19 protein-coding genes and 2 pseudogenes are annotated in these 20,900 nt (G+C 69.3%); 13 read left to right on the plus strand and 8 right to left on the minus strand.

Annotated features, from left to right (window positions below; genetic code table 11):
* The first annotated feature begins 56 nt into the window (after positions 1-56).
* From AC3ERS_RS18205 to AC3ERS_RS18220, 4 genes are all read left to right on the plus strand, one after another.
* Positions 57-2,291 carry an MMPL family transporter gene (locus tag AC3ERS_RS18205; protein WP_431968976.1) on the plus strand — a complete coding sequence of 745 codons (2,235 nt, stop codon included), beginning with the start codon at positions 57-59 and terminating at the stop codon, positions 2,289-2,291.
* Positions 2,292-2,359: 68 nt separating this feature from the next.
* The gene (locus AC3ERS_RS18210) at positions 2,360-2,806 is read left to right on the plus strand and encodes a nitroreductase family deazaflavin-dependent oxidoreductase (RefSeq protein ID WP_431968978.1); all 447 of its coding nucleotides are present in this window, start codon (positions 2,360-2,362) and stop codon (positions 2,804-2,806) included.
* Positions 2,803-4,377: an MFS transporter gene (locus tag AC3ERS_RS18215; RefSeq protein ID WP_431968980.1), complete on the plus strand. Its 1,575-nt coding sequence runs from the start codon at positions 2,803-2,805 to the stop codon at positions 4,375-4,377. The genes AC3ERS_RS18210 and AC3ERS_RS18215 overlap by 4 nt, the downstream gene beginning before the upstream one ends.
* Positions 4,378-4,404: 27 nt before the next feature.
* A complete protein-coding gene (locus tag AC3ERS_RS18220) occupies positions 4,405-5,076 on the plus strand; it encodes an MspA family porin (RefSeq protein WP_431968982.1) in 672 nt (223 codons plus the stop codon).
* 13 nt (positions 5,077-5,089) lie between these two features.
* Here AC3ERS_RS18220 and AC3ERS_RS18225 read toward each other — a convergent pair whose 3' ends face one another.
* A complete protein-coding gene (locus AC3ERS_RS18225) occupies positions 5,090-5,470 on the minus strand; it encodes a nuclear transport factor 2 family protein (protein ID WP_431968984.1) in 381 nt (126 codons plus the stop codon).
* 86 nt (positions 5,471-5,556) lie between these two features.
* Between AC3ERS_RS18225 and AC3ERS_RS18230 the strand changes: the two genes are divergently transcribed.
* Positions 5,557-6,402 carry a helix-turn-helix domain-containing protein gene (locus AC3ERS_RS18230; RefSeq protein WP_431968986.1) on the plus strand — a complete coding sequence of 282 codons (846 nt, stop codon included), beginning with the start codon at positions 5,557-5,559 and terminating at the stop codon, positions 6,400-6,402.
* Here AC3ERS_RS18230 and AC3ERS_RS18235 read toward each other — a convergent pair.
* The 5 genes from AC3ERS_RS18235 to AC3ERS_RS18255 form a co-directional block, all read right to left on the minus strand.
* Positions 6,380-7,525, minus strand: coding sequence for a serine hydrolase domain-containing protein (locus AC3ERS_RS18235; RefSeq protein WP_431968988.1), 1,146 nt, complete (start codon positions 7,523-7,525; stop codon positions 6,380-6,382). The genes AC3ERS_RS18230 and AC3ERS_RS18235 overlap by 23 nt on opposite strands.
* Positions 7,526-7,869: 344 nt before the next feature.
* A complete protein-coding gene (locus tag AC3ERS_RS18240) occupies positions 7,870-8,097 on the minus strand; it encodes a hypothetical protein (protein WP_431968990.1) in 228 nt (75 codons plus the stop codon).
* Between the two features lie 201 nt (positions 8,098-8,298).
* On the minus strand, positions 8,299-8,916 hold the full coding sequence (locus AC3ERS_RS18245) for a TetR/AcrR family transcriptional regulator (protein ID WP_431968992.1): 618 nt from the start codon (positions 8,914-8,916) through the stop codon (positions 8,299-8,301).
* A gap of 4 nt (positions 8,917-8,920) precedes the next feature.
* A complete protein-coding gene (locus AC3ERS_RS18250; protein WP_431968994.1) occupies positions 8,921-9,790 on the minus strand; it encodes an oxygenase MpaB family protein in 870 nt (289 codons plus the stop codon).
* A gap of 85 nt (positions 9,791-9,875) precedes the next feature.
* Positions 9,876-10,592 (minus strand): SDR family oxidoreductase, encoded by a 717-nt coding sequence (locus AC3ERS_RS18255; protein WP_431968996.1) that lies wholly within the window; start codon positions 10,590-10,592, stop codon positions 9,876-9,878.
* Between the two features lie 154 nt (positions 10,593-10,746).
* Here AC3ERS_RS18255 and AC3ERS_RS18260 point away from each other — a divergent pair, with 154 nt between their 5' ends.
* Both AC3ERS_RS18260 and AC3ERS_RS18265 read left to right on the plus strand, forming a co-directional pair.
* Positions 10,747-11,577, plus strand: a complete 831-nt coding sequence (locus AC3ERS_RS18260) for a helix-turn-helix transcriptional regulator (protein ID WP_431968998.1) — start codon at positions 10,747-10,749, stop codon at positions 11,575-11,577.
* Between the two features lie 305 nt (positions 11,578-11,882).
* Positions 11,883-12,362, plus strand: coding sequence for a nucleoside deaminase (locus AC3ERS_RS18265; RefSeq protein ID WP_431969000.1), 480 nt, complete (start codon positions 11,883-11,885; stop codon positions 12,360-12,362).
* A gap of 81 nt (positions 12,363-12,443) precedes the next feature.
* On the opposite strand, the gene AC3ERS_RS18270 is transcribed toward AC3ERS_RS18265, so the two are convergent.
* Positions 12,444-13,202 carry a DUF1460 domain-containing protein gene (locus AC3ERS_RS18270; protein WP_431969110.1) on the minus strand — a complete coding sequence of 253 codons (759 nt, stop codon included), beginning with the start codon at positions 13,200-13,202 and terminating at the stop codon, positions 12,444-12,446.
* Positions 13,203-13,406: 204 nt separating this feature from the next.
* On the opposite strand from AC3ERS_RS18270, the gene AC3ERS_RS18275 reads away from it, so the two are divergent.
* From AC3ERS_RS18275 to AC3ERS_RS18295, 5 genes and pseudogenes are all read left to right on the plus strand, one after another.
* Positions 13,407-13,904: a MarR family winged helix-turn-helix transcriptional regulator gene (locus AC3ERS_RS18275; RefSeq protein ID WP_431969002.1), complete on the plus strand. Its 498-nt coding sequence runs from the start codon at positions 13,407-13,409 to the stop codon at positions 13,902-13,904.
* Positions 13,897-15,540: an MDR family MFS transporter gene (locus tag AC3ERS_RS18280; RefSeq protein WP_431969004.1), complete on the plus strand. Its 1,644-nt coding sequence runs from the start codon at positions 13,897-13,899 to the stop codon at positions 15,538-15,540. Before AC3ERS_RS18275 ends, AC3ERS_RS18280 begins: the two co-directional genes overlap by 8 nt.
* A 222-nt stretch (positions 15,541-15,762) precedes the next feature.
* A pseudogene (locus AC3ERS_RS18285) lies at positions 15,763-15,873 on the plus strand (OsmC family protein); the annotation flags it as partial.
* 35 nt (positions 15,874-15,908) lie between these two features.
* Positions 15,909-16,556: pseudogene (locus AC3ERS_RS18290) on the plus strand (PLP-dependent transferase); the annotation flags it as partial.
* 415 nt (positions 16,557-16,971) lie between these two features.
* Positions 16,972-17,916: a formylglycine-generating enzyme family protein gene (locus AC3ERS_RS18295; RefSeq protein WP_431969006.1), complete on the plus strand. Its 945-nt coding sequence runs from the start codon at positions 16,972-16,974 to the stop codon at positions 17,914-17,916.
* Positions 17,917-18,033: 117 nt separating this feature from the next.
* Here AC3ERS_RS18295 and AC3ERS_RS18300 read toward each other — a convergent pair whose 3' ends face one another.
* Entirely contained in the window at positions 18,034-19,242 is a 1,209-nt protein-coding gene (locus AC3ERS_RS18300) for an AI-2E family transporter (RefSeq protein WP_431969008.1), read from the minus strand.
* A gap of 348 nt (positions 19,243-19,590) precedes the next feature.
* On the opposite strand from AC3ERS_RS18300, the gene AC3ERS_RS18305 reads away from it, so the two are divergent.
* Positions 19,591-20,886 (plus strand): NtaA/DmoA family FMN-dependent monooxygenase, encoded by a 1,296-nt coding sequence (locus tag AC3ERS_RS18305; RefSeq protein ID WP_431969010.1) that lies wholly within the window; start codon positions 19,591-19,593, stop codon positions 20,884-20,886.
* Positions 20,887-20,900: the final 14 nt, after the last annotated feature.

Here is a 20,900-nt window from a genome sequence, read left to right on the forward strand (position 1 = left end):
ATAGATAGCAGCACTATCCGTAGTGGATAGTTCGACTCTATATAGGTGGAGGAATCGTGTTCGAAAAACTCGGCAGGTGGTCCGCCGCCCATCGCAGATGGGTGGTGGTAGGCACCGTTCTGTTCATCCTGCTCGGCGGCTTGTGGGGCTCGGGCGCGGGCAATCTGCTCGGCGGCGGCGCCGGACTCGACGATCCGACCAGCGAGTCGTCGCACGCGGACGAGATCCTGGAGACCACCCTCGGCAGGCACGTCGCCGACGTGGTGGTCATGTACGAGAGCGCGGACATGACCGTCGACGATCCGCGCTACCGCGAGCGGGTCGAGAACGGGGTCGCCAAGATCCCCCGCGACTCCTACACCTGGCTGGAGACGTTCTGGAGCACGGGCTCCCCCGATTTCGTCTCGGCCGACCGGCACAAGACCTACATCTCCATGCAGCTGCCCGGCCAGATCGAGGAAAAGCGGGTGGTGGTGTGGCGCGAGATCGAGCACCTGTTCGATCAGCCCGGCCTCGAGGTCCGCTTCGGCGGACTGGTCGCGGTGAACGACCAGTTCAACGAGATCACCGAGGAAGATCTCGCGCGCGCCGAGTTGATCTCCTTCCCGCTGCTGCTGCTCCTGCTGATCGTCATCTTCCGTAGCGCCATCGCCGCGGCGCTGCCGCTCGCGGTCGGCGTCGTCGTCTCGATCGGCTCGCTCGCGGTACTGCGCGTGGTCGGCACGTTCACCGATCTGTCCACCTTCTCCATCAACCTGGTCGTCCTGCTCGGCCTCGGCCTCGCCATCGACTACGCGCTACTCATCGTCAACCGGTTCCGTGACGAGCTGGCGGCGGGCCGCTCGGTCGACGATGCCATCGGCATCACCATGGCCACCGCTGGCCGTACCGTCGCCGTCTCCGGCATCACCGTCGCAGTCACCCTGGGCGGCCTGGTGATCTTCCCGTCGCGGTTCCTCACCTCGCTCGGCTACTCGGGCGTCAGCGTGGTGTTGTTCGCGGTGCTCGGCGCGCTGATCGTGATGCCCGCCCTGCTGCGTTTCGCCGGCCTGCGCATCAACTCGCTGCGCATCCCGCTGCCGTCGTTCGGCAAGGGCGGCGGCGAGCCGGGCTCGCGCTGGTACAAGGTCGCCCACGCGGTGATGCGCCGCCCCGTGCTCGCCGCGTCGAGCATCGGTCTCGCACTGGTGCTGCTCGGCCTGCCACTGCTCGGCGCGACCTGGACGCGGCCCGCCGACTGGGCGCTGCCCGACGGCACCGACAGCCGGGTCGTCTCGGCGGAGCTCGATCGGGACTTCCCGCTCGATCCGACCAAGGTGATCACCGCGGTGGTCGACATGCCCGGAGACGCCGCGAGTCCGCAATCCCAGCAGGCGCTTTCGGCCTACCTCGACCGCCTGCGCGCGGTGCAGGGCGTGGACAGCGCCACCGTGACCGGAACGGCGGGCGATCTGGCCCGCGTCACGCTCGGTTACTCACTGGACTCGATGGACGCGCCGATCCGCGACGTGGTGCGCGAACTGCGGGCCGTCGAACCGCCCGCCGACGCCACCTCGTCGTTCACCAACCGCCCCGCGGCGGTGGCCGACCTGCTCGACATGCTCACCGAGCGGCTGCCCTGGATGCTGCTGATCGTGACGTTGGTGTCGTTCGCGGTGCTGTTCCTTGCCTTCGGCTCGGTGCTGCTGCCGTTGAAGTCGGTGCTGATGAACCTGCTGTCGCTGTTCGCCGCCTTCGGCATCGTGGCGCTCATCTTCCAGTACGGTTTCCTCTCCGGCCCACTGAATTTCGTGCCCGCGGGCTACATGGACGCGAACATGCCGATGATGATCATGGCGATCGCCTTCGGCCTGGCGATGGACTACGAGGTGTTCCTGCTGGCGCGCATCCGCGAGCACTATCTGCGCAGCGGTGATCCGGTGGAGTCGGTGGCCTTCGGCGTCCGCCACACCGCGCGACTGATCACCAGCGCCGCGCTGCTGCTCGCCGTCGTGCTCGGCGCCTTCGTCTTCTCCGGCATCACGATCGTCAAGATGATCGGCGTCGGCCTGGTGGTGGCCATCTTCCTGGACGCCACCATCGTGCGCGGCCTGCTGGTGCCCGCGACGATGCGGCTGCTCGGCAGCAAGGCGTGGTGGGCTCCCGCGCCGCTGGCGAGGTGGTGGGACAAGTACGGAATTCCCGAACCTGGAGCCGACGCGGCTCCGGAGACCGGCGGTGCAGGCCGGCCGAGCGAACCGGCAAACGCGCTCGGCACTACGGCGGCGACCTCGACAGCGCTGTCGCGGTGATCGTCGGTATCGCGGCGGGCCCGGCATCCTCCTCTTGCCGGGCCCGCCGTACCGGAAGGACATAGAGCATGGCAGCGCAGTACCTAGCCGGTCCGGTCCGCAAGGTCCTCAATCGCGCCGTGATGGCGTTGGCCGCGCGCGGCGCGGGACCGGACGGCATGTACATCCTGGAGACCACGGGGCGGCGCAGCGGTCTGGCGCGCCGAAACCCGGTGCGCATCATCGAATTCGACGGCCAGCGGTGGCTCGTCTCCCCCTACGGGGAGGTGGCCTGGGTGCACAACGTCCGCGCCAGCGATCTCGTCCGCCTGCGCCGCGGCGGCGACGACCAGCGGGTACGCGCCGAGGCGGTGCACGGCGAGCGCGCGGGCGCGGTGCTGCATCAGTACATCAGGAAGGCACCGGTGACCATCCCCTACTTCGACGCCTCGCCGCGCTCCGCGCCGAGCGAGTTCGCCGCCGAGGCGCACAAACACCCCGTCTTCGTATTGCACGGCTGGAGCAAGACCGCATGACCACCACACGCCCGACGACAGCGCCGAATTCGACGGTGCACGAACCGGTCACGGATCCCAGCCGGTGGTGGGTGCTCGCCACGGTGTGCGTGTCCACCTTCATGCTCACCCTCGACATCACGGTGGTGAACGTCTCGCTGCCCGCCATCCAGGCCGACCTGTCGGCGAGCTTCAGCGCGCTGCAATGGGTGGTGGACGCTTACGCGCTCGGCATGGCCGCGTTCCTGCTCACCAGCGGTTCGCTGGCGGACCGGGTGGGCAGGCGCAGCCTGTTCGCGGGCGGGCTCGTGGTGTTCACCGCGGCGTCGGTGGCCTGCGGTGTCGCTGGTAATCCCCTGCTGCTCAACGTTTCTCGTGGCGTCCAAGGCGTCGGCGCGGCCATCCTCTACGCCGTCGGCCCTGCCATGCTTGCGGCGGCCTTCCACGGCAAGGAGCGCGGTACCGCGTTCGGCCTGTTCGGCATGACGACCGGAATCTCGGTCGCCGCGGGTCCGCTGGTCGGCGGCGCGCTCACCGAAATCGATTGGCGCTGGGTGTTCTACCTGAACGTGCCAACGGGGCTGCTTGCGCTGCTTGTGGTGCTGGCGAAGGTGCCCGAAAGCGCCCGGCGCGGCAGCAGGCCGGTCGACCGGGCCGGGCTCGTGCTGTTCTCGGCGGCGCTGTTCCTGTTGGTGTACGGGATCATTCGCGGTCCGGTGGCCGGGTGGACAGCGGGCTCCTCCATCCTGTGCTTCACCGGGTGCGTCGTGCTCGTCGCGGCATTCGTGCTGGTGCAGCGCCGGGGCAGGCACCCGATGCTGGATCTGAGGCTGTTCGCCAACCGCACCTTCGACGCGCTCTCGGCCGCGACCTTCGTGCTGAATTTCGCGGTCATCCCGGTCATCCTGTTCGGGGTGCTGTGGATGCAGGGCGTGCTCGGCCACTCCGCGATCGAGACCGGGCTGCGCTTCCTGCCGCTCACCGGCATGCTGCTGGTGGCGGGCGTGCTCGGCGGCATATTGAGCGTGCGGGTGGCGACCAACCGGCTGATCGGCGCGGCGCTGATCCTCACCGGCGTCGGATTCCTGCTGCTGAACTCCATCGGCCCGGAGGACGACTGGACCGCGGCCCTGCTGCCGTTCCTCGTCGCAGGCATCGGCATGGGACTGTTCAATCCGCCCCGGGCCAACGCCGCGGTCGCCATCGTCGCGCCGGAGGACTCCGGCATGGGCTCCGGGGTGAACGAGACCTTCCAACAGGTGGGTTCGGCGCTGGGCGTCGCGGTGCTCGGCGCGGTCGCGCACGCCAGGATCGCCGACAGCCTGTCCGGGCAGCCGGTGCCCGCCGCGGCCGTCGACGCGATCGCCGCGGGCTCGATCGATCGGCTCACGGCCGAAATCTCCCCCGCGCACGCCGCCGAACTGACCACCGCCGCGCACGCGGCGTTCGTCTCCGGCCTGCACGCCGTGGCGACCATCGGCGGCCTCGCCAGCGTGATCGTCGGCGCGGCGGCGCTGGTGCTGATCCGCCGCCAGGATTTCGTCCAGGATCCGGCCGCACCCGAACACGACGACGCACCCGTCCCTGCCTGACCGGCTAGTGACTTCCCAAGGAGAGACATGAACTGTCGCAAGCACATCGGAAGGTCCGTCGCGGCCGCGGCGGCCGGCGCCGCCGCGCTCGCGTGCGGCACCGCCGGCGCCGACGTGGTGGTGCCGCTACCCGGCGCCGAGAAAGTGCAGACGCTGTCGGACGGCACGGTGGTCACCGTCCGGCTCGTCGGCGAATCGGTGACCATCAATCCCTCGCTCGGCGGCACCCCGCTGCATCGCAACGCCTGGGTGTCGGGCAGCGCGCAGGTCGAGGTGGCCGGGGCGGGCGATCGGCCGGGCGGCAAGCTCATCCCCGGCTACACCGTCGGCTGTCAGGTGGACATCTCCGGCGGCGGCGTGGAGGGCGGGGTGGAAGGCGGGCTCAACTGGAGCAACGGGCAGAACGTGCGTCCGAACGTCGGCGCGGAGTCCGGCGGCGCGCTCTCGCTCGGCCCGGGCCAGACCCGGTCCTTCTACCTCATGGACGTCGAGGTCCCCGACGACTTCGGCAACGAAGACCACAAGCCCGTCAACCGTTTTCGCGGCAACACCGGGTCGGTGACCTGGGCCGACTCCACCATCGCGCTGTCCGGCTGCGCGGGCTACGCGCAGGCACGGGCCTTCATCCGCGTCGAGATCGAAACCGCGACCGTCGCCTCCCACCTCACCGTGTGGGGCGCGCCGTTCAGCCTGGGCTGAGCATCAGCTTCCGTCAGAACATTCCGTGCGGGATCTGCGCGGCGTCGGGCACTGGCTGCACCACATCCCAGTGCTCGACGATCTTCCCGTCCTCGAGTCGCCAGATGTCGACGACCGCGCTGCCGCGCTCCGCGCCCGGCTCGATCATGTGGTAGTGCACCACCGCGTATTCGTCATCGGTGACGACGCGCTTGATGTCGAGCCGGGCGCCGGTCACCGGCGCCGTGGCGAGGAATTCGAGGAACGCGTCGCGGCCCGACGGGTTGCCCGGACTGTGTTCCAGGAAGTCCTCGTGCAGCAGGTCGCGCAGCACTTCGACATTGCCGCCGGTGAATTCGGCGAGGCCGTGCAGCACGAGGTCTTTGTTCTTGGCGGCGAGAGTGTTGTTCGTCATGGGACAACCATGGCGGCCCGAGGGCGACGCGTCGATTACCAGACATGTCATGGCGTCGCGGCGGGAACACCGTCGATACTGGCTGCATGGATCACGATCGTCCGGTCGGCGCGTTGCTGCGCGAGTGGCGGGTGCGCCGAGGGTTGAGCCAGCTCGCGCTTTCGGTGCGCTCGGGGATCTCCACCAGGCACATCAGTTTCGTCGAGACGGGCCGGACGCTGCCCAGTCCGGACATGCTCGATCGGTTCGCCGGACACCTGGACATTCCCCTGCGGGAACGGAATCGGCTGCTCGTCGCGGCCGGGCACGCGCCGCGCTACCGGCAGCGTCCGATCGACGACCCCGAACTGGCCGAGGCGATGGCCGCGGTGCGGCGGGTGCTGACCGCGCACGAGCCGTATCCGGCGCTGGCGGTGGATCGCCGCTGGAATCTGTTGTACGGCAACGCCGCCGCGCAGATCTTCCTCGACGGGGTCGCGCCCGAGCTGCTCACCCCGCCGATCAACATGATGCGACTCGGCCTGCATCCGCGCGGATTCGCCCCCCGGGTGCGCAATCTGGCCCAGGTGCGCGGCTTTCTGCTCCCCCGGCTGGCGCGGCAGGCATTCCACACCGGCGATCAGGAACTCGCCGCGCTGCACGAGGAGTTGTGCGGCTATGCCACCGAAGACGCACCGGATCTGGTCGATCCGGCCGCCGTCGCGCTACCCATTCACCTCGTCCACGACGGCATGCGACTGTGCTTCCACAGCACGATCATGACCTTCGGCGCGGCCTTCGACATCACCCTCGACGAGATCGCGATCGAGACCTATCTCCCTGCCGACGCGGCCACCGCGGAGCACCTGCGCACCCTCGCCGAACAGCGAGCGCGGGAACCCGTCGCGGCCGCTCGCCGACCAGGCGCACTCAGCCCGCGAGATCGCACATGACCGTGTCGAGCATGTCCTGGATGCCCCCTCGCGGGGCGAGCGAGGCGGCGAGGGTCGGCAGCTGATTCATGGCGAGGGTGACCGCGAAACGGTCGGTGGCCGCGCCGACCACGCTGCTGCCGGTGATCGTGCCGCCGTGACCCCACGTCTCCATGCCGCACCTGTTCACCCGCCGGAACAGCCCGAGACCGATCTCCTGGTCGACCAAGGGCACGCCGCTCGGAATCGTCGTACGCATCTGCTCCAGTTGCGCGAGCGGGACCACCCGGCCCGAGTTCAACGCCATGAAGTAGCGATTCAGATCCCGTCCGGTGGCGACCATCGCGCCGTCGGCGAGGCCCCAGTTCGGATCGATGTCGGTGACGTCGACGCGTTCGACGCCGTTGACGAGATAGCTGCGGGGATGCGGGAGGCGCACCACCTGCTCGAGCGGATACAGCGGCCAGTAGGTGTCGTGCAATCCGAGCGGCAGGATGATCCGCCGCGTGACCTCCACGCCCACCGGGAGGCCGGTCACCCGTTCGATCATCGAGCCGATGATCAGGTAGTTGGTGTTGGAGTAGCCCCAGTGCGCGCCGGGCTCGAACTCGGCGGGCCGGTCGAGCGCGCCGCGGATCAGCTCCGACGCCGGACGGTAGTTCTGCATGCCCGCGACGCTGTCGAGATCCACCTGGCTGAGGTAATCGGGGATGCCGCTGGTGTGCTGCAACAGATTGCGCACGGTGATGCGCTGCCCGTCGCCACCCGGGCCCGTGACGACGCCTGGCAGGTATCGATCGATCGGCGCGTCCAGGTCGACGCGCTGCTCGGCGACCAGCTGCAAGGCGACGGCGGCCACGAACGCCTTGGTGTTGCTCGCGATCCGCACCTGCGCGTTGTCGGGGAAGGGCGCTCCGGTGCCGAGATCACCCGATCCGCTGTTCAGCTGGAGCTCGCCGAAGTCGCCGCTGACCACCAGCTGCGCGCCCGGCACGCCCGACACGACCACGACGCGATCGAGATCGGGTTGCCAGGACGGCCGCGCGAGGCTCGGTTCCGCCCCCACAGAACCGGACACCGGACACAGCATCATCGCGACCAGCATCGCCGCCACCGTGAACCAGCGCATGTTTTCCCCTCTCACCGGAACACCGCGGCCCGCCGCCGGGCGGACCACAGGGCCGGGCACAGAGCGAATGACCCTCAACAGGTGTGGACACATCTGATTCGAGCAACCGTTCGGCACGGTTTCCGGCTCCCGAGCGGCTCCGATCGGTATGCCGTACCCATACCCAGCCTTCCGCATGTCACGCCTGGGAGGTAGCCCCCACCGCACGCGATCCAGTCCCCGGCTCCCACGGCGGGGCCGCACGCTGCGAGACCTGCCGCTCTTCACCGCCACGGAGGTCGTCACGCGCTCGGCCGATCCGCCGCCTCGATGCCACGATCCAACGCCCCGGTGCCCCGATCCGAACTCCGCGGTCGGCGCTATCGGCCGAACGCACCGCCGAGCGCGAGCACGACCACCGCGGACGCCGCCACCGACCAGGTCACCGCGGACGCTTCGGCCAACGCGATGAGCGCGGAGAATGCCTGTAGCGCGGCGCACTGCCCCGGTGAGAGCACCTCGAAGCGGCCTTCCTCGCCTTCACCAACGGAACCACGCAGGAGCTCAGTGGATTTCGCGTCGCCGACCCCACCTTCGTCCGTTTCCAACAGCTCTGGTCGGCTGGTCGTGAACTGTCCCCGCCCGCTGACGATGGCCCGCAGTGAACGGGGTAGCGGCGGCAGAGCGGGCGGCAGAGCGCGACGGCGGAGCCACACCCGGGTGGGGCCCCACCGGATTGCGGATCATCGTGCTCGTCCCCTCCACGCGCCGATGCTCTACCGGTCGAATCGTGGTCGGCCCCAGGCTCGTTACCGACTGTCGGCAGCGATCGCGGCGGGTAGCAGATGGTTGCGGGCGAAGGCGCGGGCGTCTTCGTCGGTGTCGAGGCGGAAGTAGCTGTCGGGGATCAGAAGCAAGGTGAGGGAAAGGCGAGCGGCGATCTCGGCGGCGGCGTCGGGATCGATGCCATCCGCATCGTCGGCTTGGCGGAGCTGGTCGGCGAAGAAGGTACGCGCGGTATCGACCAGGGCGCTGCCATAGGTGATGAGGAACGGCTTGCCTGCTTCGTCGGCGAGCAGGATGCGGTTGGTCAGCGGGTCGGCGCGCAGCGTCCGCAGCGCGATGGTGAAGCCTTCGACCGCTCGCGTACGGACGTCGGGGTGGCCCGCGACGGTGTCCGCGATGTCACCGAGCACGCGCTGCACCCAGGTGGTCAGCGCGACGCCGACGAGGGTGTCCTTGTTGGGAAAGGCCCGGTAAACGGTCGCGCGGTGCATCCCGGCGCGGCGCGCGATGTGTTCCATGCGCACACGATCGAGCCCGTGCTCGCGGAACTCGTCCAACGCCGCGTCGACGATCCGCGCGGCCTGCGGATCGGCGTCGGCCGCCGATCCTGGGGAGGCGACCATCTGCCGGGCTGTGAACATCGCTTCATCCCTGACTGAGTGCGGCATGCTCGCGCATGCCTTGGCGGGCACGGGGATGGTAGCGCAGCGGTTCGGGCAGCAACGGCCACGCGTTGCGGATCAGCGTGACCGCGGCGCGGAACCGGGCGCGGTCGACGGCCGAATAGCGCAGCCCGAGCCGATCCCGCGCGGATTCGGGCAGCAACGCGGTGGTGATCACCCGGTATTCGGACATGATCACCGGACGCACCACCGCCTCGATCGGCCCGGGCAGATACGGCAGCCGCAGCCCGCTGGTGACACCGAGCTGCCCGGCCAGCCACCGCGCGGATTCCGTTGCCTCGAGCACGTTCTCGCACATGTCGTCGAAGTAGCGGGTGAACGCGGCGTAGTCGGCGGGCATGGGCCGCTCGCTGAGCCCGTAGCGGCGGTACCAGGTCTTGCCTTCCTGATAGAAGGTCTCGCGCTGCGCGTCGGTCAGCCCGCCGTCGTAGACCTCGGCGATGGTGATCACACCCTGCAGGATGGTGGCGTGGGTCCAGAAGTAGACCTCCGGATTCAGTGCGTGGTAGCGCTTCCCGTGGTGATCGACTCCCCCGATGTCGCGGTGGTAGTCGCGCACCCGCGCCGCGGTACCGGACCGGGGTGAGTCGTAGACGGTGCCGACGATTTCGGGAATCGAGCGAAACACGCGGTCCCACGGATCGACGAAGAAGTCGGAATGGTCCGCCACGCCCGCGCCCACCGCCGGGTGCATGAGTTGCAGCATGCCGTAGGGCGCGGTGACCAGAAAAAGGCGAAGATCCCCCGCGTAACGCCAGGTCAGAGAGCCGGGACCCAGCTCGGGCGCGATGTCGGCATTCGTGTCGTCGATCCGGTGGGCGCGTGCGGTCATCGTTGACCCCTTTCAGTGTGCGACAGAATTACGTTATCTGTCGCACACGTCGCGAGCAAGGCCGCTCGTCAGCGGGCGCCGCACCTCAGCGCTGCCGCACCGGCCGGACGACGATCTCGTTGACGTCCACATCCGGCGCTTGACCCACCGCATAGGCGACGGCGTCGGCGATCGATTCGGGCGCGATCGCGTTCCGCCGGTACTCGGCCATCACTGTCCGCGCGTGCGGGTCGCTGATAGTCTCGGCCAGTTCGCTGTGGACCACGCCGGGCGAGATCGTGGTGACCCGGATGCCGGGCGGCGATTCCAGCCGCAGCCCCTCGGTGATGGCCCACGCCGCGTACTTGGTTCCGCAGTACACGGCCGCGGTGGGGCTGACGGCGTGCGCACCGATCGACGCGATCGTCACCAGGTGGCCGCTGCCTGTGGCGTGGAAATGCGGAAGCGCGGCCGCGATGCCGTACAGCAGACCGCGGATGTTGACGTCGATCATCCGGTCCCATTCGCCGACCAGACCGGCGTCCAGCCGCGACAGCGGCATCACCCCCGCGTTGGCGACGAACACATCGAGCCGGCCGTGCCGGGCGACGAGGTCGTCGACGGCGCGGCGGACGGCATCCCGATCGGTGACGTCGAGGGCGCACGGCTCGATCGCTCCCCCGCTCTCCTCGGCGAGCTCGTGGAGCCGGTCGATGCGTCGCGCGGCCGCGACGACGCGCATGCCGTCGGCGGCGAGCCGCCGCGCGATGGCACGGCCGATGCCGCTGCTCGCGCCGGTGACGAGGGCGACGGAGTCTGTCATGTTCTCTCCCTTGGATATTCGGCGAGACGCCGCGCCGGCCGGGCGGTCGGCGCGGTGTCCACTCTCGAAGCCCGTGGCCGCCGCTGGAAGAGCGAAACGTTCCTGGGAGCAGCGCACCCAGGCTCTCGGCGGGTCGCCGCCCTACGATGCGACCATGGCAGATACCGAGCTCGGCGCGTTCCTGCGCGCCCGCCGCGAACAGATCGCGCCGTCGCGGGTCCGGCTGCCGATGGCGGGCCGACACCGTCGCGTGCCCGGCTTGCGCCGCGAGGAGGTGGCGCTGCTCGCCGGGGTGAGCGCGGACTACTACACCCGCCTCGAACAGGGGCGGGAGCGCAGGCCGTCGGCCCAGGTCGTCGACGCGCTCGCCGCCGCACTCGACCTCGACGAGGACGCGCGCGGGCACCTGTTCCGGCTCGCGGGCCTCGGCCCGCGCGCGCACGCGGCGACCGACGACCGCGTCGACCCGCGCCTGCTCGAGCTGGTCGCCGCTTGGCCGAACAATCCGGCGGTCGTCTACAACCGCGCCTACGACGTCCTGGCCGCCAATGCCATCGCCGACGCGCTGTTCTCCGGCTGGCGCCACCCCCGCAACCTGCTGCGCATCGTGTTCACCGATCCGGCCGCGCGGACCTTCTATCGCGACTGGCCCGACGTGGCCCGCAACGTCGTCGCCGGATTCCGCCTCGGACACGGTGCGGCGCCGCACGATCCGCGCGTCCGCCGAGTACTCGCCGACCTGCTCGACACGAGTCCCGAGTTCGCCGAACTCTGGGCCCGTCACGATGCGCGCGGAAAATCGTTGGAGCGCAAGCGTTTCGACCACCGCGACGTGGGGCTCGTGGAATTGACCATGCAGACCTTCGACGTACGATCCAGTCCCGGACAGGAACTGGTCGTCTACCACGCCGAGCCGAACTCATCGAGCGCCGAGGCGCTAGCGTTGCTCGGCTCCCTCGCCGCCACTCCACGTCCGTCGCACTGATTCGGCCTTCGGCGGCGGAGAGCTCAATGCGTCGATGCGCATATCTTCATAGTGCAATTTTTTCCACGTCGGTCACGCATCTGCTGAACGAGAGCGTGGCAAGGATTCGGCACCGATTGGCCGATGTTCTCGTACGACCTCAGAGACCCCGCGGTCGCCGACGAGCATGGGAAGAACTTCTACACGCGATGCTCGGGCTGTTCCGCAAGCCGTTAGGCGACTCCCCTCCCCCTGGATGCGCCGCCCAGGCCGCCGAAACGACGACATGCGACGCTCGCAGAGCCGCCGAAGCATACGCTCGGAGCATGGTCGATGATGCTGATCTCGTGTACCTGCGACGGTGCGTGGACCTGGCCCGGGAGGCGCTCGACGATGGCAACGCGCCGTTCGGCTCGCTGCTCGTCGGCGACGGCCGGGTGCTCGCGGAGGCGAAGAACGGCGAAGGCGGCGGTGATCCGACCCGGCATCCGGAACTCGAATTGGTGCACTGGGCCATCGCCCACCTCGCACCCGCCGAACGCGCGACCACGACCGTCTACACCTCCGGCGAGCACTGCCCGATGTGTTCGGCCGCGCACGCCTGGGCCGGTCTCGGTCGCATCGTCTACGCCAGCTCGGCGGCGCAGCTGACCGAATGGCTCGACGAGATGGGCATCCCGCCCGCCCCGGTCCGGGCCTTATCTATCAACGTGGTCGCGCCGGGCATCCCCACGTCGGGGCCCGCCCCCCAGCTGGCCGGCGCGCTGCGTGAACTCCACCGACTCCACCGGAGGCCCCACGACTGATCAGCCCGGCCCGCACCGGCAAGTTCGCCGCGCCCCGCGGCATCCAACAGCACTCTTGGCCGGTCCCGCTCGCCCGGCGCGTTATTGCGGCCGCAGCACCACGATCCCGGGTGTCGATCGCACATAGTCGGCCAACGGCGAATCGACCACCTGGTTGTTCGCCGCGAGGGAGGACGCGTTGCGGAAGATCGGTCCGTCGGACGTCATCACGAAGATGCCGACGTGGGTGACGTCCAGTCCGGGCTGGTCGGTGTAGGCGCCGATGTAGTCGCCGGTGCGGAGCTGCCCGATGACGTTCCCGTCGACCGCGGCGCTCGGGATGTAGGTGATGTCGCGGCCGACCACGGGCAACCCGGGGAGATACGTTCCCCCATCGGCTTTCGCGTTGAGCCGCTTGCCGACCGTCACCGCCGCGGGGCTCAGCGTCGCGGTGATATCGGTCGCGGCGATTCGCGGCGTGTGCGACCAGTCGCTGAAGAAGTGTTTGCGCTGGAGGAAGTCGACGCGTCCGCCCGCGTAGCGCGTCTCGATCAGGTTCGCCACGAACTGGTCGCGGTCGGCGGACCTGCTCAGCGCTTCCACGTAGTCGAGGAAGGTGAAGCAGTCCACCCGCCGCAGATCGACGACCAATTGCTCGGGTTGGGTCGCGGAGCCGACCAGCATGTTCGCCCCGTACGGCGTGCCCAGAAACCGGCTCGACAGCAGCGCGAGCAACTCCCCCTTGGCGGCGGTGGGCGCGGTGGCGCGCAGTGCCAGCAGCTCATCGATCTTTCGCGCGGTGGCGTCGTCGAAGCTCGCGGCGTTCGGCGCTCCCACCGCCGCGGGCAGCGCAGGCACCATGCCGCACGCCAGGGCCAGCAGGACGAGCAGTACGCGGGCGATGGTGCGCAAAACGCCTCCCGAGAGTGGACCGGTGCAAGAACCCACCGTAGCCCGCCGCCCCGTCGGCCCGAAGTCGTCCATCCACAGGATTTAGTTGCTTAGCTCAAGCAAGTGAAATATAGTTGCTGACTGCAAGCAAATTATCTCCTGCGGGGAGCGGACATGGCGGTATCACCCGATACGGCACAAAGCCTGATCAAGGAGCTCTACCTGATCGGCAGGGCGATCCGGATCACCCTTCTCCATCCGGAAGAAGGCCAGCTACTGCCCGGCGGCGTCGGCGTGCTGGGGACCTTGGAAACCAAGGGCCCCTGCCGCCAGGTCGACCTGGCGGTGGATCTGTGCATCAGCGCCTCGGCGCTGAGCAGGCACGTCACCGAACTGGTCGGCGCCGGCTACATCAGCCGCCACGCCGACCCCAGCGACGGCCGGGCCACCCTCATCCAGGTCACCGACGCGGGCCGGGACCTGCTCGGCCGCGTCCGGGCGTCGCGGGCGCGCGGCCTGCAGACCGTCCTCGCCGACTGGAGCGAGGACGACGCCGAGCTCGCCTGCGAGTCGGTCCGCAAGCTCAGGAATTCGCTCGCCGCGCACGCGCAGCGCGCGGGAACGACGGAACCCCAGCCGGTTTCGACAGAGAGTCAGGGAGTAGATGTCTAGTTCAGTCGAGACGCCCGTGCGGCGCGACCCGACCGCGATGAGCCATCGCGAAGTCCTCGAGGCGATGACCGGCCTGCTGGCCGCGCTGTTCACCGCCCTGTTGAGCACCACCATCGTCGCGACCGCGCTGCCCACCATCATCGGCGATCTCGAGGGATCACAGACGGCGTACGCGTGGGTCATCACGACGGCCCTGCTCGCCAACGCCGCGTCCACCCCGATCTGGGGCAAGTTCGCCGACCTGTTCAACAAGAAGCTGCTGGTCCAGACGGCGATCGTCATCTTCGTGATCGGCTCGATCATCGCCGGATTCGCGCACACGGTGGCCCTGCTGCTGGTCGCCCGGGTGATCCAGGGCATCGGCATGGGCGGGCTGACCGCGCTGGCGGTCGCGATCATCGGCAGCATCGTGGCGCCGCGCGAACGCGGCCGGTACTCCGGCTACATGGGCGCGGTGATGGCGGTATCGATGTCGGGCGGCCCGATCCTCGGCGGCGTCATCGTCGACAGCCCGCTCGGCTGGCGCTGGTGCTTCTTCGTCTGCGTGCCGCTGGCGGTGATCGCGCTGATGCTGCTGCACCGGACGCTGCGGCTGCCCACCGAACGGAAGCCGGGCGTGTCGATCGACTGGCTCGGCGCCGCGCTGCTCACCGCAGGGGTCTCGGTGCTGCTGATCTGGGTGTCGTTCGCCGGGAAGGCGGGCTACTACGAGTGGATCTCGCGGGAGTCGGCCCTGTACGTCGGCGGCGGCGTGCTGCTGCTGATCGCGACCGTGTGGGTGGAGTCCCGCGCCAAGTCACCGATCATCCCGCTGCCGATCATCACCGAACGCACCACCGGACTGGCGATCCTCGCCTCGATCGCGGTCGGCGTCGGCATGTTCGGCGCCACCACGTTCCTCGGCCAGTACTTCCAGACCGCGCGCGGCTATTCGCCGACCGCCGCGGGCGTGCTGAGCATCCCGCTGGTCGTCGGCATGCTCATCGCCTCGGTCGGCTCAGGTCAGCTGATCACCCGCTTCGGCAAGTGGAAGCGGTTCGTGGTCGCGGGCGGCGCGCTGCTCGTGGTCGGGTTCGCGCTGCTGTCGACTATCGATCACGCGACGAACCTGTGGCTGGTCGGCGCGTACACCGTCGTCGTGGGTCTCGGCGTCGGCATGATGATGCAGAATCTCGTTCTCGCCGTACAGAACACCGTGAGCGTGCACAACATCGGCGCCGCCTCCAGCAGCGTCGCCTTCTTCCGCACCTTCGGCGGCGCGATCGGCGTTTCGGTGCTCGGCTCGGTGCTGGCCACCCGGGTGACCGAACTGTCCACCGAGGGGTTCGCCAAGCTCGGCATCCAGACCCGCTCCTCCGGCAGCGGCAACCTGAATCTCGACGCGCTGCCCGGACCCGTCGCGACCATCGTGCGCACCGCCTACGGCGACGCGACCGGCCGCATCTTCCTCATCGCCGCGCTGGCCACGGTCGTCGCGCTGATCGCCACCGCGCTGCTGCCGAATCGCCCGCTGCGCAACACGATCGACATCGATCCGGCGCTCGACCCGATGCGCGCGCAGGCCGAGGACACTCCCCCGGTCGGCGCATCGACAAGCAGCCGTGACGACGACAAGGTGCGGGTACTACAGAGCTGAGCGACCAGAGCGGGGCGACTCCGAACGGGGGTCGCCCCGCTCGCCGGTACGGGAAAGTGGCCGTGTCGCAAAGCAACTCGCCGACAACGTGTGCAAGTGCGCCGATGGATCGGCAGCTACCTTTCAGCTCACAGGGAATGTAATTATCGCCACGACGCGAGCCGATTCCTACGGTCGGTAGCCGTGACAGCGAATGTGAGCACGTCGTTGAACGACATCACGGAGACCGCCGAGCGCTACGCCGAACTGCAACGGGCCGTGGACGCGCACTGCCCGGTCCTCGATCTCTCGACCGCGGCGACGCCGGTCGAGACCACGCTGATCACCGCCTGACCTTCCCCGCGCCCGCACGCGGGCCTTTCGCACTGGTCGGCGGGCACGGCACGGCCATCGGCGGCGTGATCGTCGACGGCGGCACGTTCGACTGGACCGGCGGGCGGTTCCCCGGCTTCACCGAACCCGACCCCAGCTACCACGGCGTCCGGTACGCCGATCTCGGCGCTCCCGCCTACACGCTCAAGGCCCGGGTGCAGCTGCTGCGCGATCTCGGCGCGGCCATCTCGCCGTTCAACGCCTTCCTCATCAGCCAGGGCCTCGAGACGCTGAGCCTGCGCGTGGAACGCCATGTGCGCAACGCCCAGGCGGTGGCGGAATTCCTGGTGGCGCGGCCCGAGGTCACCTCCGTGTCGTACGCGGGACTGCCCTCCTCGCCGTGGTACGACCGGGGCCAGGCGCTCGCTCCCAAGGGCGCGGGCGCGGTGATCGGTTTCGAGCTGGCAGGCGGAGTGGACGCGGGCAAGCGTTTCGTCGAGGCCCTCACCCTGCACAGTCATGTCGCCAACATCGGCGACGTGCGCTCGCTGGTGATCCACCCGGCCTCGACGACCCACTCCCAGCTCACCCCCGACGAGCAGCTCGCCGCGGGCGTCACGCCTGGTCTGGTCCGGCTCGCCGTCGGCATCGAGGGCATCGACGACATCCTCGCCGACCTGCGCACCGGTTTCGCCGCCGTCTGACCACGCTCGATTCGAGGATCCTCCGCCGCCCCGGCGACGGAGGATCCTCGCCGCCGATCCGGACGACGCGCGAAGCGCGCTGACACATGACTCGCTCACTCCGTTCGCTCATGCGGGAACCCCTGTCGTGATGCTCGTCGGCGTCGCGGGACCGCTGTCGCCCTCGCGATTCGATCACTGCCGCGTGCCCGCTCGCCTCATCCGTCGCGGGTGAGATCCCGTCCGGGCGGCAACATCGGGAACGTCCCGAACGCGCCGCATTTCGGCCCACTCAGCACACCTCGGGCTACTATCCTGGGGTCGTTGCTGTTTCGACCGGAATTCACTCGATTCCGATCGGTTCGGACCATGCGTTCCGGCGTCCGGCCTCCGAGACCGACCCTCGGTGGCCGAGGCGATAGCGGAGAGGACGGCCATGGAACACCGCCATCACGACGAGCCCGGGGGATGCTGCGCGCCGAACGCTCGACGAACGGTCCTTCCCGGCGCGCCGACCGAGACCGAGTCCGAGGGCGACGCTCCCGCCACGCTGATCCTCTTGCCCGGCGGAGAATTCCTCATGGGCGACGAGAGCGCATGGGCCTATCCGGGCGACGGAGAAGGTCCCCGCCACCAGGTGACCGTCGGTTCGTTCGCCATCGACCGGTACACCGTCAGCAACGCCGCCTTCGCCGCCTTCGTCGACGCGACCGGTCACCGCACCGACGCCGAGCGGTACGGGTGGTCGTTCGTCTTCGCCGGTCTGCTCCCCGACGACGCGCCGCCGACCAGGAGCGTGGTGGGCGCACCGTGGTGGCGGCAGGTGGAAGGCGCCGATTGGCGCCACCCCTCGGGTCCGGGATCGCGCATCGACGACGTCCTCGACCATCCGGTGGTGCACGTCTCCTGGAACGACGCCCAGGCCTACTGCGCCTGGTCGGGCACGCGGCTGCCGACGGAAGCCGAATGGGAGTACGCCGCGCGGGCCGGATCGGCCGACTCCTTTCCCTGGGGGCCGGACCTCGAACCGGACGGGCAGCCTCGGATGAACGTCTTCCGCGGCCGGTTCCCGCGCACGGACCCCGGCGCGCACCTCGGCACCGTCGCGATCGATGCCTTCGCGCCCAACGACTTCGGCCTGCACAATGTCACCGGCAACGTGTGGGAGTGGTGCGCCGACTGGTACGCCCGCGACTACTACCGGCACAGCCCCGACCGCGATCCCACCGGCCCCGCGACGGGAGCAGGCCGGGTCATGCGCGGCGGCTCCTATCTCTGCCATCGCTCCTACTGCCGCCGGTATCGCGTCTCCGCGCGGCAGGGCAGCGAACCGGTCTCCTCGACGGGCAACCTCGGATTCCGCGTCGCGCAGGACCGCTGAACAGCTGCCACAATCGAGACCGCCAGCAGGGGCAGATCTCCGAGTACCGCGCCAATCCGGGACACGGTAGAGCGAGGACACTCGGTGTTCGTCATACGTCGCGGGTGAGACGGCGGCTCAGGTCGAGGGCGTCTCGGTGTCTTTGCCGGGCGTCTCGGTGCCCTTCGAATCCTCGCTGCCCTTCGAATCCTCGCTGCCCTTCGAATCCTCGGAGACTTCCGCTTCCCCGGTGTCCGGCGCTCTTTCGGCGATCAGCACATTGGCCCAGCGCGTGGTGGGGTCGATGTCGAACAGGGCGCCCTTGACCAGCAGCGTGAGCGGGATCGCCAGCAGCGCGCCGAGCGGGCCGAGCGCCCAGGACCAGAACGCCAGCGACAGGAAGGTCACCGTGACGCTCAAACCCACGGCGTCACCGACGAACTTCGGCTGTATCACCGACTGGATGACGAAATTGATGACGCAGTAGACCACGATGACCCAGAGCATCAGCCCGACCCCGCCGTCCAGCAGGGCGAGCAGCGCGGGCGGTATCAGTCCGATGATGAATCCGATGTTCGGGATGTAGTTCGTGATGAACGACAGCAGCGCCCACAGCAGCGGCAGCGGCACGCCGAGCAACCACAGCGCGGCGCCGTCGAGCACCGCGACGATGAGGCCGAACACCGTCGACACGAGCAGGTACTTGCGCGTGCCGAGCGCGAAAGCGGAAAGGGCATACGCGATTTCGGGCCTGGTGCGCTCGACGAACGTCATCTTCTTGTCGATCACCATGCCGTCGAACGCCATGAACACCAGCAGCGCGAACACGAAGAACAGATTCGAGAAGACGCCGAGCAGCCCGCGCAGCGCCGATTCCAGCACGCCGACGACCTTGCCGATGTCGAGCGAATTCAGCATGTTCTGAATCTCTTCGGGGCTCACCCCGGCGCCGGCCAGCGCATCGCGCAGCCGGTCCACCAATTCGTCGGCTCGGTCGCTGTAGTTGGGCAACTCGGTGGCCAACTGCGCGGCCGACACCACCACCGCGCCGATGAGCCCGATCAGAATCGACACGACCGCGACGAGGGCGACGACCATGCCGACCCACGGCCGCAGCCCGCGCCGCTGCGCCCACGTCTGGAGGGGTTGGACGGCCATGGTCAGCATCAGGGCGAGGAACACCGGCCCGAGAATGCCCGCGAACGCCTTGATCCCGCCGACGGCGACCACCGCGCTCGCCGCGGCGAGCAGCACGACGAGACCGCGCGGAATGGCCCAGATCCCCGCGGTGGCGGCCGGTGGCCGCACGGCACGCGCCTCCGTCGGCCGTCGCCGCGGCGTTCGCATCGTCTTCCGCCCTGGTCCGGTCAGTCCGCGAAGGCTGGGCGCGAGGTGGCGAACGCGGTGCTCGCCCCGAGCGGGATTGCGGCCATGACCTGCTCCTTCGCTGCTCGATTCGCGCGGGTACGCCGACGCTAGGTCCGCCGCGCCGATGGCGCCTCACCCGTTGCGGGTGAGATCGGCGACCTTGCCCTGCTCGTCCCGATGGTCGCCGCGATTCGGCTCTCGGTGATCGGAACCGGTGTCCGGCTCGGTGCGGCCCACTAGCGTCGGCCGCATGAGCGAACGGAGTGAGCGAATCGTGTGCCAGCGCGCCTCGCGCATGCCGGAGCCGAGCGCCAGCGAGGTGCAGGCATGAGTGTGGGTGGGCGACGGCGGCCTTTGAAGATCGTCACGGGGGTCAGTGGCTCACCGGACGTGTACGGGGCGGCGGTGGATCCGCGACGGTCCACGCTGGCGTCCGCGGTGGAGATCGCGAAGATCGCGGAGGCCGAGAAGTTCGACGCGCTGTTCGCGGCGGACCTGCTGAGCTTCGGCTCGCAGGGCGCGATCGGCGCGCAGGAGCCGCTGATCTTCGTCTCGGCGCTGGCCGCGGTGACCTCGCATGTCGGGCTCATCGCGACGGTGACGACAACCTTCCACCACCCGTACAACCTGGCCCGTCTGTTCGGCACCCTCGACCACGTGAGCAACGGTCGCGCCGCGTGGAACGCGGTGACCTCCTCGGTGGGTGAGGAGAACTACGGCGACCAGGAGCTGCCGAGCCCCGAGGAACGGTACGCGCGAGCGGCTGAATCCCTGACGGTGGTCAACGCGCTGTTCGACAGCTGGGCGCCGGGCGCGCTGACCCCCGACGGCCGCGGCGGCGCGGTGCTGCGCCAGGAACTGGTGCGTCCGATCGACCACGCCGGACCGTACTTCACGGTGCGCGGCCCGCTGAACATCCCGCCGCTGCCGCAGCGGCGGCCGGTGCAGTTCCAGGCCGGTCAGTCCGAAGGCGGCATCGAGCTCGGCGCCCGCTTCGCCGAGGTGGTGTTCACCTCGCTGCCCACCTTGGCCGACGCCATCACCTACACCAAGCGCATCCGCACCCGCGCCGCCGAACTCGGTCGCGCCGAAGGGCTTCCGTTCATCATGAGCTCCTTCCACGCCACCTACGGCGCCACCGAGGCCGAGGTGCGCGCCGCGGTACGGGAACGTGCGGAGGCCACCGACTTCGACGCCGGGCGCCTCGCGCTGGCCGACATGCTCGGCGGCGCCGTCGACCTGTCCGAGCTGCCGCTGGACGAACCGATCCCCGAACACCTGCTGCCCGATGTGCACGCGGTGCACCGCCGCCGCGGCCGGGTCGAGATCTTCAGCAATTTCGCCAGGTCGGGAAAGACGCTGCGGGAGTTGATCATCGCGGCGAAGGACACCGGGCACTGGGCCGCGGCGGGCACACCGGAACAGCTCGCCGACGCCATCGAGGAACGCTACGACGCGGGCGTACTGGACGTCATCGCCCTCGGCGGCTTGGACAACCCGCGCACCAGCGACTTCCTCCGCAACGGTCTGCTCCCCGAACTCCGCCGCCGCGGCATCGTCGGCGCCGACTACGTCGGCGACACCTTCCGCGCGAATCTGGAGCTGCCGCCGCTGCCGGAGTGAATGCCGCCGCATCC

Source organism: Nocardia sp. bgisy134, assembly GCF_057708325.1.

Bases quoted from the DNA above. Each gene is read 5' to 3' on its own strand.
- AC3ERS_RS18210 (WP_431968978.1), top strand. From the start codon at position 2,360: ATGGCAGCGCAGTACCTAGCCGGTCCGGTCCGCAAGGTCCTCAATCGC.
- AC3ERS_RS18215 (WP_431968980.1), top strand. From the start codon at position 2,803: ATGACCACCACACGCCCGACGACAGCGCCGAATTCGACGGTGCACGAA.
- AC3ERS_RS18220 (WP_431968982.1), top strand. From the start codon at position 4,405: ATGAACTGTCGCAAGCACATCGGAAGGTCCGTCGCGGCCGCGGCGGCC.
- AC3ERS_RS18225 (WP_431968984.1), bottom strand. From the start codon at position 5,470: ATGACGAACAACACTCTCGCCGCCAAGAACAAAGACCTCGTGCTGCAC.
- AC3ERS_RS18230 (WP_431968986.1), top strand. From the start codon at position 5,557: ATGGATCACGATCGTCCGGTCGGCGCGTTGCTGCGCGAGTGGCGGGTG.
- AC3ERS_RS18245 (WP_431968992.1), bottom strand. From the start codon at position 8,916: ATGTTCACAGCCCGGCAGATGGTCGCCTCCCCAGGATCGGCGGCCGAC.
- AC3ERS_RS18250 (WP_431968994.1), bottom strand. From the start codon at position 9,790: ATGACCGCACGCGCCCACCGGATCGACGACACGAATGCCGACATCGCG.
- AC3ERS_RS18255 (WP_431968996.1), bottom strand. From the start codon at position 10,592: ATGACAGACTCCGTCGCCCTCGTCACCGGCGCGAGCAGCGGCATCGGC.
- AC3ERS_RS18260 (WP_431968998.1), top strand. From the start codon at position 10,747: ATGGCAGATACCGAGCTCGGCGCGTTCCTGCGCGCCCGCCGCGAACAG.
- AC3ERS_RS18265 (WP_431969000.1), top strand. From the start codon at position 11,883: ATGGTCGATGATGCTGATCTCGTGTACCTGCGACGGTGCGTGGACCTG.
- AC3ERS_RS18270 (WP_431969110.1), bottom strand. From the start codon at position 13,202: ATGGTGCCTGCGCTGCCCGCGGCGGTGGGAGCGCCGAACGCCGCGAGC.
- AC3ERS_RS18275 (WP_431969002.1), top strand. From the start codon at position 13,407: ATGGCGGTATCACCCGATACGGCACAAAGCCTGATCAAGGAGCTCTAC.
- AC3ERS_RS18280 (WP_431969004.1), top strand. From the start codon at position 13,897: ATGTCTAGTTCAGTCGAGACGCCCGTGCGGCGCGACCCGACCGCGATG.
- AC3ERS_RS18295 (WP_431969006.1), top strand. From the start codon at position 16,972: ATGGAACACCGCCATCACGACGAGCCCGGGGGATGCTGCGCGCCGAAC.
- AC3ERS_RS18300 (WP_431969008.1), bottom strand. From the start codon at position 19,242: ATGCGAACGCCGCGGCGACGGCCGACGGAGGCGCGTGCCGTGCGGCCA.
- AC3ERS_RS18305 (WP_431969010.1), top strand. From the start codon at position 19,591: ATGAGTGTGGGTGGGCGACGGCGGCCTTTGAAGATCGTCACGGGGGTC.